This is a genomic window from Actinoplanes sp. SE50/110 (assembly GCF_900119315.1).
GTDB lineage: Bacteria > Actinomycetota > Actinomycetes > Mycobacteriales > Micromonosporaceae > Actinoplanes.
The window spans coordinates 4,501,818-4,518,415 of sequence record NZ_LT827010.1 but is presented as its reverse complement, the minus strand read 5'-3'; the positions used below and the strand labels follow the sequence as shown (position 1 = coordinate 4,518,415).

Annotated in this window: 16 protein-coding genes; 9 read left to right on the top strand and 7 right to left on the bottom strand. The window is 69.7% G+C overall.

Annotation, left to right across the window (positions count from 1 at the left end; genetic code table 11):
• Positions 1 to 224 precede the first annotated feature (224 nt).
• Positions 225 to 1,868 (bottom strand): glycosyltransferase family 2 protein, encoded by a 1,644-nt coding sequence (locus tag ACSP50_RS19975; protein ID WP_014691071.1) that lies wholly within the window; start codon positions 1,866 to 1,868, stop codon positions 225 to 227.
• A gap of 1,116 nt (positions 1,869 to 2,984) precedes the next feature.
• Between ACSP50_RS19975 and ACSP50_RS19970 the strand changes: the two genes are divergently transcribed.
• Positions 2,985 to 3,632: a hypothetical protein gene (locus ACSP50_RS19970; RefSeq protein ID WP_157432787.1), complete on the top strand. Its 648-nt coding sequence runs from the start codon at positions 2,985 to 2,987 to the stop codon at positions 3,630 to 3,632.
• A gap of 315 nt (positions 3,633 to 3,947) precedes the next feature.
• On the opposite strand, the gene ACSP50_RS19965 is transcribed toward ACSP50_RS19970, so the two are convergent.
• Complete coding sequence (locus ACSP50_RS19965) at positions 3,948 to 4,418, bottom strand: MarR family winged helix-turn-helix transcriptional regulator (RefSeq protein WP_014691069.1); 471 nt, start codon at positions 4,416 to 4,418, stop codon at positions 3,948 to 3,950.
• A 63-nt stretch (positions 4,419 to 4,481) separates the two neighbouring features.
• Here ACSP50_RS19965 and ACSP50_RS19960 point away from each other — a divergent pair, with 63 nt between their 5' ends.
• Positions 4,482 to 5,027 (top strand): carbonic anhydrase, encoded by a 546-nt coding sequence (locus tag ACSP50_RS19960; protein WP_014691068.1) that lies wholly within the window; start codon positions 4,482 to 4,484, stop codon positions 5,025 to 5,027.
• A gap of 121 nt (positions 5,028 to 5,148) precedes the next feature.
• Here ACSP50_RS19960 and ACSP50_RS19955 read toward each other — a convergent pair whose 3' ends face one another.
• Complete coding sequence (locus ACSP50_RS19955) at positions 5,149 to 6,261, bottom strand: cellulose-binding domain-containing protein (RefSeq protein ID WP_014691067.1); 1,113 nt, start codon at positions 6,259 to 6,261, stop codon at positions 5,149 to 5,151.
• A complete protein-coding gene (locus ACSP50_RS19950) occupies positions 6,258 to 7,859 on the bottom strand; it encodes a cellulase family glycosylhydrolase (protein WP_014691066.1) in 1,602 nt (533 codons plus the stop codon). The genes ACSP50_RS19955 and ACSP50_RS19950 overlap by 4 nt, the downstream gene beginning before the upstream one ends.
• 551 nt (positions 7,860 to 8,410) lie before the next feature.
• Here ACSP50_RS19950 and ACSP50_RS19945 point away from each other — a divergent pair.
• The gene (locus ACSP50_RS19945; protein ID WP_014691065.1) at positions 8,411 to 8,968 is read left to right on the top strand and encodes a hypothetical protein; all 558 of its coding nucleotides are present in this window, start codon (positions 8,411 to 8,413) and stop codon (positions 8,966 to 8,968) included.
• Positions 8,969 to 8,974: 6 nt separating this feature from the next.
• Here ACSP50_RS19945 and ACSP50_RS19940 read toward each other — a convergent pair whose 3' ends face one another.
• On the bottom strand, positions 8,975 to 9,712 hold the full coding sequence (locus ACSP50_RS19940; RefSeq protein WP_014691064.1) for an AraC family transcriptional regulator: 738 nt from the start codon (positions 9,710 to 9,712) through the stop codon (positions 8,975 to 8,977).
• Between the two features lie 49 nt (positions 9,713 to 9,761).
• Here ACSP50_RS19940 and ACSP50_RS19935 point away from each other — a divergent pair, with 49 nt between their 5' ends.
• Both ACSP50_RS19935 and ACSP50_RS19930 read left to right on the top strand, forming a co-directional pair.
• Positions 9,762 to 10,625: a hypothetical protein gene (locus ACSP50_RS19935; protein WP_014691063.1), complete on the top strand. Its 864-nt coding sequence runs from the start codon at positions 9,762 to 9,764 to the stop codon at positions 10,623 to 10,625.
• Between the two features lie 13 nt (positions 10,626 to 10,638).
• Complete coding sequence (locus tag ACSP50_RS19930; RefSeq protein ID WP_231956983.1) at positions 10,639 to 11,853, top strand: PP2C family protein-serine/threonine phosphatase; 1,215 nt, start codon at positions 10,639 to 10,641, stop codon at positions 11,851 to 11,853.
• On the opposite strand, the gene ACSP50_RS19925 is transcribed toward ACSP50_RS19930, so the two are convergent.
• Entirely contained in the window at positions 11,846 to 12,634 is a 789-nt protein-coding gene (locus tag ACSP50_RS19925; RefSeq protein WP_014691061.1) for an SAM-dependent methyltransferase, read from the bottom strand. The two genes, ACSP50_RS19930 and ACSP50_RS19925, sit on opposite strands and share 8 nt — an antisense overlap.
• A gap of 242 nt (positions 12,635 to 12,876) precedes the next feature.
• Here ACSP50_RS19925 and ACSP50_RS19920 point away from each other — a divergent pair, with 242 nt between their 5' ends.
• The 4 genes from ACSP50_RS19920 (at position 12,877) to ACSP50_RS19905 (ending at position 15,635) form a co-directional block, all read left to right on the top strand.
• Entirely contained in the window at positions 12,877 to 14,229 is a 1,353-nt protein-coding gene (locus ACSP50_RS19920; RefSeq protein WP_014691060.1) for a hypothetical protein, read from the top strand.
• A gap of 4 nt (positions 14,230 to 14,233) precedes the next feature.
• A complete protein-coding gene (locus tag ACSP50_RS19915; RefSeq protein ID WP_014691059.1) occupies positions 14,234 to 14,587 on the top strand; it encodes a hypothetical protein in 354 nt (117 codons plus the stop codon).
• A 10-nt stretch (positions 14,588 to 14,597) separates the two neighbouring features.
• Positions 14,598 to 15,065, top strand: a complete 468-nt coding sequence (locus ACSP50_RS19910) for a hypothetical protein (RefSeq protein WP_155123563.1) — start codon at positions 14,598 to 14,600, stop codon at positions 15,063 to 15,065.
• Between the two features lie 81 nt (positions 15,066 to 15,146).
• A complete protein-coding gene (locus ACSP50_RS19905) occupies positions 15,147 to 15,635 on the top strand; it encodes a hypothetical protein (protein WP_014691057.1) in 489 nt (162 codons plus the stop codon).
• 68 nt (positions 15,636 to 15,703) lie between these two features.
• Here ACSP50_RS19905 and ACSP50_RS19900 read toward each other — a convergent pair whose 3' ends face one another.
• Complete coding sequence (locus tag ACSP50_RS19900; RefSeq protein WP_043514798.1) at positions 15,704 to 16,396, bottom strand: hypothetical protein; 693 nt, start codon at positions 16,394 to 16,396, stop codon at positions 15,704 to 15,706.
• Positions 16,397 to 16,598 lie beyond the last annotated feature (202 nt).

Genomic DNA, 16,598 nt, shown 5'->3' with positions numbered 1-16,598 from the left:
GGGCCGGCGCCGGTCCGGGCGGTTCGGCCTCACTCGGTACGGGATGGGGGTCGATACCGGTCTTCTCGATGGTGGTGCTCATGGTCAGGCCTCTCTCGGAGGGTGTGTCGTCTCGTCGGTCGCGGGCCGCGACGGCGGAGGGATCGTGGCGCCGTCGAGCCCGGCGTCCGGTCGCCACTGGCGCGCGACGGGACCCGGTCCCGCGCCGAATGACGAGGAGCAGGTCAGGCGGTGGCCGGGACGGGCTGGGGCTCGGAGTCGGACTCCAGGCCGGTCCGTGGCGATGCGGGCAGCTCCCGGGTCACGGGCGGGTGGGTACCCACCCCGGGCATGGCGGGCGTCGTGAACCGGCGGCGGATGCGGCCGCCGGTGACCGACTCGATGATCATCCGACCGAGAATGAGCACGATCATGCTCGCCCAGCCGACGGAGAGCCAGGTCGGCGCCGGATCGGCCATCACCAGGACACCGACGACGATGGCGGTGGCGTTCAGCAGCAGCAGGGCGACCAGCGGCATGACGGCCCACAGCGACCGCGCGTCGTCGCCGCCGGCGTTGGTGGCCTTCCATTTCGCCGGCCGGCCGAGCAGCACGCCGACCAGCGCTCGCAGGTGCACGGGAACCGCGCCGATGCTGGCCACGATCGCGGACAGCTTGAACCCGCCCGACTGCAACCAGGTGACCAGGAGCACGGCGGCCTGGAACGGCAGATAGTGGGTGGCCCAGGCGAAGCCGTCGGCGCGGATCGGGCTCAGCGCGAAGAGCAGGTAGAGCGACGGAAAGAACATGAAGGTCAGCATCGCCAGGGACAGCAGGTAGTGCGTGCCGCAGAAGAGGTACTGCAGGCGCTGGTCGATGGTGAGGCCGCTGCCGCGTTTGAGCAGCCGGCCGCGGAGCAGTACCTCGAAGCCGCCACTGGCCCACCGCATCTGCTGCTTGAGGTAGGACGGGACGTCCTGCGGGGCGAGGCCTCGGGCCAGCACCTGGGGCACGTAGATCGACTTCCACCCGCGCTTGTGCAGCTCGATCGAGGTCCAGATGTCCTCGGAGTTGCTGCCCGTCCAGATGCCGCCGATGCCGTCCAGCGCCGCCCGCCGGAACATGACATTCGTCCCGACGCAGAACGCGGCGTTGAAGTGGTTCTTGCCGGGGCAGACCAGCTCGTAGAAGATGCGCTGGGCCTCGCCGGATCCGGTGGCGACCAGGTTGACGTTGTTCGTGTACGACTGTGGGGACTGCACGAACGCGACATCCGGGTCCTGGAAGTGCGGCAGGATGCTGAGCAGGAAGTTGCGCTCGGGCACGTGGTCGGCGTCGAAGATGACGACGAACTCGCCGTCGGTACGGGCCAGCCCGGCGTTGACGTTGCCGGCCTTGGCGTGGGCCCCACCCGGTCGCCGCAGATATCCGATGCCGGCCTGCCCCGCGATCCGCTGCAATGCGTCGCTGTCGCCGTCGTCGAGCAGGAAGGTGCGGTGGGGCAGGTCCATGTCGCGGGCGGCGAGGACGGTGGCCCGCACCAGTGCGGGATCCTCCCCGTAGGCGGTCACGAACACGTCGATGGCCGGCACGTCGGCGCCGGCCCGCAGCCGGTTGCGCCAGACGACGACATCCACCGGCTCCGGCTGGTCGTCGTGGGCCAGGATGGTCCACCATGTGCCGACCAGGTGCAGGGCGGTCAGACCCTCGGCCGCCAGCATCGCGACCCAGAGCCAGGTGGGTCCGCGGTACGCCGGGTTGAGCAGGAACAGCTGGTAGAAGACGGTCGCGGCGAGCGCGGCGATGATCGCGACGCGCGTCGAGCGCTGCAGCTTCCGCCAGGCCAGGCGCGTGCCCGGCCCGGCCGACGGTACGGGGGGTGCCGTCATGAATGCTCCCAGATCTTCGGCATTCAGCACCGTGGATTCGGTGCCGCCCCCTACAAAACAGCAAAAGTCGAAGATGCGCGAGCACCGTGGCCGCGTCTGGATTGGCGTCAATGTTTCCCGGTTGTAGCTTTTCCATTGCGACCTTGGCATCGGATTTAATCGACAGGCCCACCCAACGCACTGAGCTGCGGTTGACCGTCCGGCCCGGTTAAAAAGAAGTATCCACGTCAGCAACATCCGATACGTCGAGAAGTTGATCAGTGAGCGACGTTACATCCCGCTGGAAACGGAATGATCTCCCCCGAAACGTCCCCGGAATGAGACCGCGCCTCTCCTGAAACACTTGATGTCGGCCGACCGGGACGGATGCCGGATCATTGAAGGAGATGACCGTGGAGCGGCACCGGTCACCGGCGGGCGCAGCGGCGTGCACGGCGAGGTTCATGCCGCCGCGGTCCGCAGCCGCACCCGGGAGGATGACGATCATGACTCGGGATCGACATCGTCGAGTACGACCCAGACCCGGGACGGCGCGTCGGCGCCAACCGGATCCTGCGCTCGGGGGAAACGGGCGCCGGACCGGACACGACACCCGGGCACGCCCCTTCGCCGGCTCCGTATGGGGTTCGAGTCGGGCAACCCTGGAGTACCGGGCAGTCGGTGCACGAGGTCGTCGTCGCGGCGGCCACGGTCCGTACGCGGCACGATGATCGGGTGCGCGCACTTCCGCCGATGGGTGCGCCGACCTTTGCCCGATGCGAGGCGGGTACCCTGCCGACCGGATATTTTATTCACCGATAGTTGTCGTCGGATTCGCCAGTAGTGCGGCCAAAGGCGAACCGAATGCATACGCGCATGGTGATCACCGACGAGACTGAGGTGATCTGAATAAAATCGCCAGTGGGCCTGCTCCGGCGACGGCGGGCATTCGTTCCGAACGGCGCCAACGCCCTCAGGAAATGGGAGCCCTCCCACGCGAACATGGCAAGGTTAATGAACTATAAGGTGATCCCGGTAGCCGGATCACCGACGTTGACGATGCATTACCTGGTGTGCAGAATGTGAATCCCGTTTCCGGCGCGCCGTCAAGAGGTTGAGATGTTCGAGGACACTCCCGTGACTCCCCCAGGCGATCCTTCGCCGGACACCGGCCGGCGTGTCGGCGCGACGCCGGCGCCGCGACGGGTGGTGTCGGGAGACGTCCGCCACCGGATTCACCTGTCCCGGCGGTACCGCCTCATCGCCACCGGCTTGGCCGCCGGCGCGGCCGGCATCGTGTCCGGCGTGTCGCTCGTGGGCCTGTTGCGGCCGACCACAGATCCGGCCGAGGTGCACGCCGGTGCGGCATCCGTCGCCGTCACGAATCCAGGCTGGTACCCACCGAGGCCGCAGATCCCGGTCTCCGTGGAGCCCAGCCCCACCCGTGCTTCGCTCCCCCCGTCACGGCGACCACCGGCGAGCCCGGCGCCGACCGCTGTTCCCGCCACGGTCACCATCCTCCCGGCCGACCACGAGAGGGATCTGCGCTCGGTCGAGTCCGACCGGGAGACCGAAATCAGGTTCGTCAACCGGCGCGACGAGCCCATCGTGATCAATTGGTTGGACTACCGGGGAAAAAGGGAGAATTACGGAATTCTCGCCGCCGGGGGCGTCCGGGAACAGGTAACCTACGTCAACCACCCGTGGGTGATCACCGACCTGCGGGGCCGGGCCCTGGCGATCCTGCTGCCCGACACCCGACCCGCTCAGGCGACGATCACCTGAACGCAACGGGGTTTCGCAACCGTCCTTGTCGGTCGGTACGGGCAGGGACCACTTTCCGCCGGCCGTCCTTTCCTTGAGTGACGGGTTCGTCGGGGTGGGCCGGCCGAACTTTTCGGCATCGGCAACCGCGGCCCTGTATGCGGAGGAATTCTCTCGGCATTGGTCGCCGAGGTCTTTCCGGAATGCGCACCAGCGCTGTCGGGCGTACGCCCACGATCCGTAGGGTTTCACCGGCTCGGCCGTCACCGTGAGGAACGTCGGCTACAACGGCGACCGCCGCGGCCGGGGATCAGCCCGATCCGGCGGCGCACCCGCTCACTTCTCGTGCGGCTCGAGGTCGAGCGCGTTCAGCCAGCGGTCGAGCGCCTGCCCGGCATCGGCGTCGACGGCCTCGCTGAGCCACGCCTGGGCCCGCCGCCAGGCCGGTGCGGCAGTCGCCAGCGCCCGGTATCCGGCGTCCGTGACGGACACCCGCGTGGTCCGGCCCGCCGAGGAGGTCGCCGCCGCGTGCACGTATCCACGCTGGGTCAGCACGTCGAGGTTGCGGCTGATCGTCGAGCGCTCCAGGCCGAGCCAACCGGCGATCTCCGACGGTCGCGCCGGCGCGCCGTGCAACGCCATCTCGGAGAGGACCTCCAGTTGGGGGTGGGTCAGACCGCACTCCCGCAACTCCGCCTCGAACCGCCGCGACACCAGCCGGTGCAGTCGTGCGATCCGTCTGCCCAGACACCGGTCCGCCATCGCCAGCATCTGCTCGTGCGACCCGGGCGCCGCCTCCTGTTGCATATGCACCTCCAGCCTGTATCGTAGCCCCCCGACCGATGTTGCAGATACAACAATGGAGTTCCCATGGTCCCGCTCAGCGAGCTGCTGCGCCGCAACCGCCACTTCGCCGCCCACGCCGACCTGACCAGACTCACCCTGCCCACAGCCCTGCCCGACCGGCTGCTCCTGATCCTCACCTGCCTGGACCCGCGCGTCGAACCGGCCGGCTTCCTGGGCCTGGGCCCCGGCGAAGCCGCGGTCCTGCGCAACGCCGGGGGCCGCGTCGACGAGCGGGTGACGCAGGACATCGCGCTGCTGGCCCTGCGCTTCGGCGTCCGGATGGACGTGGCGATCATCCAACACACCCAGTGCGGAACCGGCCTGCTGGCCGATCCCGCGTTCCGGCGCGACGTCGCCGACCGCACCGGGGCCGGCGACGCCGAGCTGACCGCGAAGGCGGTGACCGACCCGGTCGCCACCGTGCGACAGGACGTCGCCAGGCTGCTCGCTCATCCTCTGGCGGCGGACGGCCTCGTCGTCAGCGTCTCCGGTCACGCGTTCCGGCTGGAGACGGGGCTCGTCGAAACGGTCGTCGACGCCGTTGCGCCGGCCGGGCGCCACGCAGCGTAACCGCCCGCGCCGCAGCCGGCCGGGGGATGCCATCCCGGTGTGCGGCGTCCGCGGACGGCCGCGGACGCCGCACACCGGACCGTCTCGCCGGCCGGTACGGCAATGCGTGCCCCGTCGACCCTCAGCAGCCGTTGCGAGCCGAAGACACCGCGACGTCGTCGTACCAGAGGGTGTCAGCGCCCTCGCCATAGGCTTCCCAGCCCAGCCGCAGGTCGGTCAGGGCCGGCCGCCACGTCCGGTCGAGCCACTGACCGTCGACGTCGTGGGTCGCCACGCCGTCCTCCAGCAGGCCGGGCACCGAGGTGCCGTTGAGCCAGGTCTCGATCGTGCCGGTCGAGCCGTCGACCTTGAACTCGACGCAGTTCCAGGTGCCGGTCGGCAGCGCCCGGGACAGCGCCACCCCGGCCGGGCTCTGCTCGGGCAGCGTCGCGTCGTCGGAGGCCCGGTTGAACTGCAGCGCCCCGTTCTGCCCGCCGAACCGCAGATCCCGGCCGCCGTCATTGGCGTCGGCCATCGCCACCGCGGTGACGTGCGCGGCCGGCAGCGCGGTGGTGTGCCGCACCCAGTAACGGACATACCAGACGTTGCCGGTCCCGGCGAGCAGACTGGTGTTGCGGGCGAACACGTGGTTGCAGTATCCGGCGGCGCCGTTGATCCGCAACGAGGCGGTGCCGGAGTGCGCCACCGTCGTGTCGATCGCGGCGGTGCCCGCCCCGGAACAGTCCTGGGTGGTCACCGTCCAGTTCGCCAGCTTGTTCTCGAAGCCGTCACAACGGGTGCCGCAGGTGCCGGGAACGGTCGACGTGGACGCCGACGGTGTGACCGGCGGCGTCGGTTCCGCCCCGCAGGTCACCCCGTTGAAGCGGAAGGTCGACGGCGCGGTGTTGGTCCCGGAGTAGGTGCCCTGGAAGCCGAACGACGTGGTCGCCCCGGTGGGCAGGGGCCCGTTCCAGCCGACGCTGGCCGCGGTCACCGTCGTCCCGGACTGGGTGACGGTCGCGTTCCAGGCCGAGGTGACCTTCTGGCCGCCGGCGAAATCCCAGCCCAGCGTCCACGAGGTGACCGCCGCGCCGAGGTTGGTGACCTTCACGTCGGCGGTGAACCCGGTGCTCCACGAGTTCGCCGTCCAGGTCACGTCACAGGTCGATGCTGCCGCCCGGGCCGGACCCCGGCCGGCGACGCCCACGGCGGCGCCGGCCAGGATCACGACAGCGGCGAGGGCCGCATGTTTCACGAGCAGGCCACGCCGTTGAGTTTCACGGTGGCCGGAGCACTGGCCGTACCGTTGGCGGTGAAACCAACCGAGACCGAGGCGCCCGCCGCGAGCGACGACGCGTAGCTCGGCGCGGCCGCGGTGACCGTGGTCCCGCTCTGGACGACGGTCGCGTTCCAGCCGTTGACCAGGGTCACCCCGGACGGCCAGGTCCAGGTGACCTGCCACGGGCTGACCGTGCCGGTGCCGGTGTTCTGCACCTTGACCTGCCCCTGGAAGCCGCCCTGCCAGGCGTTGTCCTGGGTGTACGTGACCTTGCACGACCAGCCGGGCACCGGCGTCGACGAGGACGACGAGGCGGACGGGGACGGCGAGCCGGTGCCCCCGTTGCCGCCACCGATCGGCGCGATCAGGTACGGCTGCAGGATCGCCTGCTTGGCCTGGTTGATCGTGGTCCAGTCGTCGTTGGCGATGCCGCCGGTGTCGCCCGAGTTCGGGTTCCACGACCAGTAGGTGAACGACATCCCGTTCACCCCGGTGCCGGTGTACTTCAGCAGCTCTTGCAGCCAGATCCTGTCGATGGTGCTGGCCAGCGTGGTGCCGAACTCACCCATCATGATCGGGGCGAGGTTCTGCTTGTACAGGTAGCCCCAGTAGTGGTCCCAGATGGCCGGCATGTTCGCCGGGTACGACGGGTCGTCGAACCACGCCTGGTGGTAGACCGACGTCGCGTATTCGTGCGGGGAGTAGACCAGCCGGTTCGCCACACTGAGCCGGACCGGGAAATCCCCCGCCTTGGACAGGTTGCCGCCCCACCAGCCGCAGTCCTCGTCGTTGCCGGGGTCGTTGTCCCACACGTTGGAGAGTCCGCCACTCGGGCAGCTGACCCCCTCCACGAAGATCAGCCAGTTCGGCTGGACGCCGAGGATCGCGTTGCCGGCCCGCTCGGCCGCCAGCCGCCAGTCGCGGGCCGTGTCCCCGCAGCCCCAGCAGGCGCCGGTCGCGGCCGGGTTGGTGCCCTCCGCGTGCGGCTCGTTGTGCAGGTCGGCGCCGATCACGGTGGGGTTGCCCGCGTACCGCTGGGCCAGGCTCTTCCAATCGGCGATCCAGGTGGTCTCCGGCACGGCGGCGGTGTACCAGAGCGCGGTCTGCCCGGCCGAGGTCGGCCGGTGCCGGTCCAGGATGATCCGCATCCCCTTGGTCCCGGCGTACGCCACGACCCTGTCCAGGATCTGCAGCGGTGACAGCCCCACCAGGTCCGGGTTGGTGTTGTCGTTGATCCCGGTCGCGGTCGCCCCGGCCTTGAGCGAGTCGTCGGAGAACGGCACCCGCAGCGTGTTGTAGCCCAGCGAGGCCATCGTGTCGATCTGGCTCTTCCACGGGTTGCTGGACCACAGCCCGTGGAAGGTCTTGTTGTCGGTCTCCATGCCGAACCAGTTGATCCCGGTCAGCCGGACGGTGGCGCCCGTGCTGTCCACGATCTTGTTGCCGCTGGTGTGCAGGTAGCCGGTCCCGGTACCGCCGCCGGCGGCGACGGCCGGTTGCGCGGTGACGACCGCAGCCATCGCCGCCGCGGCCGCCAGCGCTGTCGCGCCGGCCAGCCACATTCGGGTCTTCATGTGGGAGCTCCTTCGAGGACGGAAGGCATGAAACATCATGGTGACATGGGAGCGCTCCCACAACAATGCCTGTCAATGTCTTTCAGGAAACCGATTTCTCGGTACGCGGTTGATCACGGCTCGAGGCGCGAATCCCGCTGCCAGCCGTGTCGATCCGATCGAGGGCCAGGTCGGCGTTCTCCCCAGGCGCCGGGATCACTCGTGGGCCCGGTGGAGCTGGCGCGACGACTGAGATCCCCATTCGGCGACCTGCCGAAGGCGGGATTGCTGATGGTCCTTCCGGGCCCGCAGATGGCCGGTGCGTGATTCCACTTTTACTCGGTACTCCCCGAAGCCGATCGCTTGAGGTGTCCGCACGCACCACCCCTGAGGCATCCTAGGAAGATAGGAAAGCGTCCTCGACGAGGAACGCTTCCCGACCGGGCGGACGGGGCGACCGGGCCGCTTCGCGATCTTCGCGCCGGGTAGGCTCCGGATCGACGGCCGAATCGTGACGGGCGGCGCGGGGATGTCGCCCACTGGCCGCCGGGATACTGCGGAGGGCGAGTCTGATGGATCTGTACGGGACCGAACCCGAGGGTGTCGAATCCGAGGGCATGGGCGCCGCGCCGTCGGTGGCGAAACTGCTTCTGGAGCTCCGCGGCCGGACCACCGTCGACGTCAAGCCGGTCGGTCGCAGCATCCAGATCCGCCCGCAGGGCGCGCGGAACGTGGCGGTGCACATCCACCCGGGCGGGGTCGACATCGCGGTGGCCCGCAACCAGGCCGACGAGGTCGCGGCGACGATCTTCGGAGCGACGGTGAAGGATCCGGACGACCCGGTGCCGTTCGTGTCGGTCGAGGGTCATCTGATCGACACCAACTACGACGCCATCCTGGCCGCCTCGGTGCAGGCCGTCGAGCTGCGCAAGGCCGGCGGCCCGGCGAAGGCGCCGCGCGCCGCGGCGAGTGGCGGCTCCGGCACGCCCCGCGCCGCCTCGACCCGCTCGGCGGCACCGAAGGCGACCAAATCGACCCGGCCCGCGCCGCGCCCCGACCGGCCGATCTGCCCGCGCTGTAAGCAGTACGAGCTGCTGGCCAGCGGCGAGTGCCCGTCCGGTTACTGCTGAGCCGCCTCAGCGGAAGCCGGCGCCCACCGACCCCTGGTCCCGCCGCATCCGGCGGGCCAGGGCCGCGGGCGGCAGCCCGGCGAACTCCACCGTCTCCCGGCTCAGATGCGCCTGATCGGTGTACCCGGCGCGCACCGCCAGCTCCCCGGCGCTCCCCTCCCCCACCATCGCCAGATACCGCCGGAACCGGTAGATCCGCTGCAGCGTCTTCGGTCCGTACCCGACCGCCGCCGTGAACCGCCGCCGCAGCTGCCGATCGCTGAGCCCGACCTCAACTGCCACCTCATCCACCCGGATCCGCGGATCGCGCAGCATCCGGGCCGCCGCCAGCATCGCCGGATCCACCGGGTTCTCCCGGGCCAGCCGCCCGGTCGCCACGATCAGCCGGCGCAGCGCCTCCCCCGCCCGCACCTCCGCCGGCACCACCAGCCCGGGAACGACCTCGCCGAGCCCGGGCCGCAGGTTCTGCAACGGTTCCAGCGGCATCCCGAGCACCGTCCCCCCGGCCCCGGGCCGCAGCCGCACCCCGACGATCTCCCGCCCGGCACGTCCCTCGTTCGGCACCGGCCGGGTGTCCGGGCCGGCCAGGAACGCCCCGTGCCCGCTCTGCCAGATCAGGTCCACGCACCCGTCCGGCAGGATCGGCATCGGCACCCGGCTCGGCCGCTCCGGCAGCGTGCTGCGCCACAGGCAGGCCACCACCCCACGCAGCGACGGCGGCGGCGCCCACTCGATGTAGCCCATGGCCGATTCATACAAGACCCGGCCCCGCGCCGCACCTAGGGTCGACCCCATGAGCGCTGATTTCGCCGCCGCCGACCGTTTCCTTCAGGCCGAGGGTCGCCTTCTCGACCGCCGCCTGTTCGCCACCCTGTTCCGGGGCGCGTCCCCGGACGGCGTGGTCGACGCCCTGCGCGGCTACCGCAACGCCGACGGCGGTTTCGGGCACGGCCTGGAGCCGGACAAGCGCTGTCCGGCCAGCCTCCCGATCGACGTCGAGGTCGCCTTCCAGGCCCTGGCCGCCGCCGGGGTCGCCGACCCGGGCCTGCTCGGCCCGGCGTGCGACTTCCTGACCACCGTGACGAAGGACGGCGCCGTCCCGCTGGCGTTCCCGGTCATCGAGGACCATCCGCGGGCCGCCCACTGGACCGACTGGACCTACGAGCCGGGCGTCAATCCCACCGCCGGCCTCGCCGGTCTGCTGCACCAGCTCGGCTTCGCCCACCCGTGGCTCGACACCGCCACCAGCTACTGCTGGACCGTGATCGAGTCGGGCCGCCTTCCGGAGGAGACGCACGCACTCTCCGAGCTGCTCGTCTTCCTCACCCACGTGCCCGACCGGCCCCGCGCCGAGCGCAGCGCCGAGAGCGTGCTGGCCGCGATCACCGGTTCGGAGCTCTTTCAGACCGAACCCCGGATCGGCGCGTACGGGTTGACCCCACTGCACGTGGCTCCCACCGCCGGCTCGCCGTGGCGGGCCCTGTTCGAGGACGCGCAGCTCGACGCCCACCTGGAGGCTCTGGCCGCGGCCCAGCAGGACGACGGCGGCTGGCCGGTCACCTGGGAGCCGCCGAGCGCGGCGGCCCTCCTGGACTGGCGCGGCCACGTGACCCTGCAGGCGGTGCGCACGCTGACCTCGTACGGGAAACCGGGGTAGAAAGCGACCGGACGTGGACGTGCGCGATCGGGCCCGGGCCGGGAAGATGGGTCTGATGCACGCGCCGATGGGGGCCGTTCGCCGGCTGATGGATCTGCGACACCGGGGGCGAGCCGAGGATCTGCCCGGGGTCCTCACGGCCGCCGCGCCGCTGCTCGACGCCCGGGCGGCGATCGTGCTGCTGGTCGACTACGCGCAGCGTGAGCTGCATCCGCTGCGCGGGACGACGCCGGTGGCGCCACAGGCGGTGGAGGGCACCCCGGCGGGGCGGGCGTTCACCACCGGTGATCAGCAGTGGTCACCGGAGCCGGACGGTGGCGGCGTGCTGTGGCTGCCGCTGCTGCACGGGGCGGAGCGGCTGGGTGTGCTGGCGTTGCGGTTCACGACGTACCCCGTCATCGATCTTCGCGACGATCTGGAGGTGATCGCGGCGCTGGTGGCGGAGCTGATCGCGAGCCGGCGGTTCTACGGTGACGCGGTGGAGCAGACCCGGCGGCGGCTGCCGATGCAGCTGGCCGCCGAGGTGATCTGGAACCAGTTGCCGCCGCTGACCTATGCGATCGACGGGACCACGGTCACCGCGGTCCTCGAACCCTGCTACGACGTGGGCGGAGACGCGTTCGACTACGCGGCCAACGGCGAGACCCTGCACGTGGCGCTCTTCGACACGGTCGGGCACGGGATCAGCGCGAGCGCGCTGACCACGCTCACCCTCAACACGTACCGTAATGCCCGTCGGTCCGGCCTGTCGCTGGTGGACACGTGCCGGTCGATCGACAAGTGGATCCGCGCGCAGTATCCGGGGGCGTTCGTCACCGCGCTGCTCGCCGAGCTCGACCTGGCGTCCGGGGTGTACCGGCGGATCAGCGCCGGTCATCCGGCCGAGCTGTTCTTCCGCGGTGATCGGAGCCGGTCACCGCTACCGTCGCCGAACACACTGCCGCTCGGCCTGGGGCACATGCTCACCCGGCCGCCGCGGGTGGTGGAGCAGCGGCTGGAGCCGGGTGACACGCTGGTCTTCTACACCGACGGGATCACCGAGGCGCGCGACGCGTCCGGCGTGCTGTTCGGGGTGGACCGGCTGACCGCGTTCTTCGAGGACGCACTGCGACACCGCCGGCCGGCGCCGGAGACGATGCGCCGGCTGATCCACACCATCGTGTCGTACGAGGAGGAGGAGCTCCGCGACGACGCGACCGCGGCGATGCTGCGCTGGCGGACTACGTGAAAGCCACACCACCGAGCATGTAGACGTCGGCGTCGCTGACCGCGCGGTCCTCGTCGGCCGGATGCCAGTGGTGCACCGGGACGACACCCGGCTCGACCAGGTCGAAGCCGGCGAACAGGCGCTCGACCGCGGCACGCGGGCGGGCGACGACCGGCACACCGTTCTGGTTGTACGTCCGGACGGTGCCCTCACCGGCCGCGTCGTTGTCGACGGTGACCACCGACAGGGCCACCGCGCTGCCCGCCGGCAGCGGTGCGGTCAGCTGGGCCAGGATGTCGCGGACCTGATCGTCATCGGTCACATGCTGCAGGACGGCGATTAGCGTGACGGCCACCGGCCGGTTCAGGTCGAATCCGTCCCGGACGGCCGCCGACCCCAGGATCGTGTCCGGCCGGCGCAGGTCGGCGTCCAGGTAGGAGACGCTGCCGGTGCCGATCGGGGTGAGCAGGGCACGGGCGTGCGCCAGCACCAGCGGGTCGTTGTCGACGTAGACGATCGACGCTTCCGGAGCCTCGGTCTGCACCACCTCGTGCAGGTTGGGCCGGGTCGGCAGCCCGGTGCCGACGTCGAGGAACTGCCGGATGCCGCGCCCGGCCAGGTAGCGCCCGACCCGGGCCATCCACCGCCGGTTGGCCGCCATCGAGATCGGCAGCGCCGGCGTGTGCTCCAGCATCTGCGCCGCGGCCCGCCGGTCCGCCTCGAAGTTGTCCTTGCCCCCCAGCAGGAAGTCGTAGATCCGCGCCGAGTGCGGCCGATCCGTCTGAAGATCACCGGGCACCATGACAACTCCTCGAAACCGGTCAGTGAGGCCGAAACACGCCACCGCATCCTAAGGTGACGCCCGGCACCCCGCCTACCCTCCGTACAGCTGGTGCCGTGACCACCGACATTTCCGGCCGAGGCTGCATACCTACCTGCGCCGGCGCAACCCAACGCACGCCACCCGACGGCCGAACAGCACTTTTACACCTAATTCTGGCGTTACGGTAATATTTAACAAGTAGTGCTGGCACTCTCGGCACTATGGCGCATCGCCGTTCGCGAACCGACCCCGTGCTGGGCGCCGTCACGATCGCCGTACGTCCGGAGACCGATCCGGCACTGTGGGTCCTGCTGGACCGCTACCCGATCGGCTCAACGGGGCAACCGCAGGCACTCGTCGGCGACCTGATGACCCAGACGAGGCTGAACATGCCGGGCACGTTTGTGCACGAGTGGGCGCATGTCCTCCAGGCGGCCGCGTACCCGATGCTGTATCTACGAGCCTCACGCGAATGGCGGATGGTCCGGACGACATGGAATTATCTCGCCGCGCATCCCGGGCGCTATCCGCTGCCCATAGGGATCCAGTGGGACGCCGACATACGCCGTGCACGACAGGTGGAGACTGCTCCGGCGCGGATCGAGATACGCGGACGCAGTGTTCAGGTCGTGCCGGCGAGTTTCGACAAATTCGAGCGGGGCGTGCTCGTCGACAACGACCTCCTGGAGGAGGATGCGAGCATTTTCCAATACCGTGTGGAGCGCGGCGGCTGGGGAAGCGGAACCGACTACCAGCGGTGGGTGAACGAACGCTGCAGTTACTCGGCGGTCTTCTCCTTCCTGCGTCGATACCTGCCGATCGATACGGCGTACGCGCTCATTCCCATCGCCGCACGCGTCGCTTACCGCACCACCGACCCGCTCACCGCTTTGGCCATCATGGTGGGGTCCTCTCTGCACGAAGGCGACAAACACATCGACGAGGAGAACGAGGATTTCTGGGAATTCCTCATGGCCATGTCCGTCGACCGCCTTCTGTCGCCGGCTGCCGACGAGGCGGTCGGCTGGACTCGTCACGCGGATGTCGACGCGGCGCTGATCACCAGTCAGCAGATGCGCCGGGCGGTTGACGCCGGCAGCTTCCTGCCGATCAACCACCTCGCGCGCCGCAATGTCTCCGACGCCAGTGTCGAGAAAGTGCTGCGCCGCCCCTGGGAGCACATCGCGCCGAACGGGGGTGCCGACGAGTGCGCCACCTCGTTGTTGCCGCCGGCGACTGTCTTCGAACTCGCCGATCCGGCACGGTTGGCAATCAGTCTCCACCGCTCCTTCGCCCAGCTGCACCCGGTGGCGGGTGCGGAGTTCACGTTCGCTGATGTGTACCCGACGATGCTCCAGCAGAAATTGATGTTCGACGTGCAGGTGGGGGGTCGCAGTGCGCTTCGCGTCTGTCCGCACCAGACCTGCCGTGTCCACGGCACCGATCTGTGTGAAGGGTACTTCCCGGTGCCGCGTGAACCGGAGGACTGCGGCTTCCCAGATCTGTTCCGCATGCTGACCGGCATGACCGTCTCGTCAGACGGCGCCACCTTGGAACCCGTCCAGGAAGGATGAGCGCATGGAACTTCTCATCGAGGGTGACCCGCAGACACTCCACATTCTGCGACGGGAGATCGACGACCGGATCGGCGCCGCGGCAGAGCTCGAGCCCCGGTACGACCGGACGGTGGGCACCCTCAACGAACCGATTCTGATTGCTCTCATCGTGGCACTCGGCGGCAAGGAGATCATCCTCGCCGTCCGCGACATCATCAACCGACGCTACGAACACCTGGAGCGGATCGAGGCGACCAGGTACGCCGCCGATCTGACATTGACTCTTCGCGACCAGAGGGGCGACCGCGTAGTCAGCGTCGACGAGCTGATCGGGGAGGCGCGCGATGGGCAGCCGTCTGCCGACATACGACCGTAGGCAGGTGTACGTGGAGGTCGATCCCGATACTGCCCACGATCCGAGTAGGCTCGCCTGGCACTTCCGGAGCGCGTCGCTCGCGACGGCCGACTGGGCCGGATGTACGGTATTCATCTTCCCCGACCTCGAGCGGGAGGACCTGCCGATATTCCTGGACGAGCGGGTCCGGACGTTCTACCGCAAACTCTGTGACGACGTCCCGTTTCTCCTCTATTTCCTCGATCCGGAACCGGGCACGGGAACTCTGCTCAGCGTGCTGTGCGCCCATGCCCGCGACGACCAGATCGCTCAGCGCCACGGCATGGTCGAGATCGATCCGGACGAACGACTGCGCGACCGGTGCGCCCGGCTGGTCGCCGACGCCGCGGTCTACGCCGATCGGCTGGGTGACGATTGGCCGGCGTTCGTCGACGAACTGCCTCTCCCGGACGACTTCCGCACCCGGGCGCTGAGGATGTGCCAAGGTCGCATTCCCTGAGCGCGCACGCCGGCCGTCGCCGTCCGGCAGCATCTGTGCCGACACCCCAAACGCGCGTGGTCAAGGCGCTAGAGTGCGCCGATGGGTTTCTTCGGGACGGTGATGCTCATCCGGGCGGATGTGGACCTCGAGACGTTGCCCGCCGTCGTCGCGCTCGGCGGCACGCTGGACGCCGCCTGGACCGGGGAGCACGGCTGGCGGTTCGCCCGGGTGTACGACGGGAAGTCGTTCCTGCCGGCCGGGGTCCGTGCCGTCGCCGAGCAGACCGGCGCGCCGTTCCTGGCCGCCTACGTCGTGGACAGCGACTTCGCGATCGTCCAGTGTGCCGCCCCGAGCCTGCCGGAGATCCAGTTCGTGCTCAACCCGGCGTGCGCCGCGGACTACGACTACCCGGTCGACCCGGCGGTCCAGGAGGCCGCGGTGCGCTACCTCCTGGACTTCGCCGGCGGGCGGGGTGACGCGGCCCGGATCCGGGCCGTGGTCGAGGACGATCTGACGTTCGCCGAGGAAGCGGTGCCGCGGCTGGCGGCCGCGCTGGGGGCCGGATCCGTCGAGGATCCCGACCGGTAGTGCCCGGTGAATTCCGGGCGGTCGACAGCGACCTGGTCGGTCCCGCCGATGGCAGCGGGCCCTGCTACTCAGTGGCCGAGGCCGCCGACCCCCTTGGCGATCACCAGCACCGAGATGACCAGAGCGGACGTCGACTCGATGCCCATCAGGATCTTCGCCCGGGTGGACAGCGGCATGGTGTCGGTCGGGCTGAACGCCGACGAGTTGCTCAACGACACGTACAGGTAATCGACGATGGCCGGCACCCAGTCGCTGACCTTGCTGGAACCCGCCTGCACCTCGTCGATCGTGTCATGGTCCTCGTCCTGCGGGAACCGGAAGTCGGCCCGGGGCAGCCGGTCACGCGCGACGTGGGTCCGCGCGACCGGTCCGCCGCGGTCCAGCTCCCAGAACGCGAGCCCGTAGACGATCACATTGGTCAGCCACACCTGCCCGGCGGCGATCAGCAACTCCACCGACTGCGAGTCGTCGGTGGTGACCAGCTGGCGCAGCAGCAGCACCAGGGCGACCGCGTTGGCCACCGCGATCAGCGCGACCAGGGTCAGCGCGGCGACCCGCTCCCACGGACTGTCCCGGGTCATCCGGTACGGATTGACCACCAGCAACGCGATCAGCAGCATCACTTCGAGGGCCGGGATCACCAGGCGCGGCCCGATGATCAGCTGCTCCGGCAGCAGCGCGTAGAGGGCGATCGCCACCACGACCACCGCGGCGGACGGCAGCCGCGCTTCCCCGCGGCGGGCTTTGACGGTATCGGGCATCGCCGCGAGGTGCCCCAGCCGCTGGAAAATCAAACAAGCGGTGATCGGAAGGGCCCCCATCCTTGTGCCCCCGCCTGGTGATCCTCGACATGACTCCGCTCGACTTCGGTCGAATCTCCCGACGTCTCCCCGCCTCCCACTGATCGTCGACGTTGTCGAGCAGGTGGCGCAGGGGCGACGCGGGCGCTGCAGGAAGGACCGG